Here is a 367-nt window from a genome sequence, read left to right on the forward strand (position 1 = left end):
CCAGCGGCATGGAAAAAGCAATGAAGCAAATTCTCGGTGAGCAATCGCAGTTTATCGCCATCGATTTTCCGGAAACCTCAAGCACCGCGCTGCTTACATCGCAGCTTGAAGAGGCCATCGCCCAACTGGATTGTGAAGACGGCATTGTTTTTCTGACGGATTTGCGGGGCGGCACGCCGTTTCGCGTAGCTTCAACGCTGGCGATGCAAAAACCGGGCTGTGAAGTGATCACCGGCACCAATTTGCAACTGCTACTGGAGGTGGTGCTGGAGCGCGAAGGGTTAAGCGGTGAAGAATTCCGTGTACAGGCACTGGAGTGTGGACATCGTGGGCTGACCAGTCTGGTGGACGAGTCAGGCCGCTGCCA

1 protein-coding gene is annotated in these 367 nt (G+C 55.6%); it reads left to right on the forward strand.

The window, feature by feature from the left end:
• Positions 1-20: 20 nt before the first annotated feature.
• Positions 21-367: PTS galactosamine/N-acetylgalactosamine transporter subunit IIA (agaF, locus tag SB765_RS28290; protein ID WP_410932309.1), on the forward strand; the 347-nt coding region annotated here is incomplete at its 3' end.

The sequence above is a fragment of the Pseudomonas sp. SIMBA_067 genome, assembly GCF_046534675.1.
Classification (GTDB): Bacteria; Pseudomonadota; Gammaproteobacteria; order Pseudomonadales; family Pseudomonadaceae; genus Aquipseudomonas; species Aquipseudomonas putida.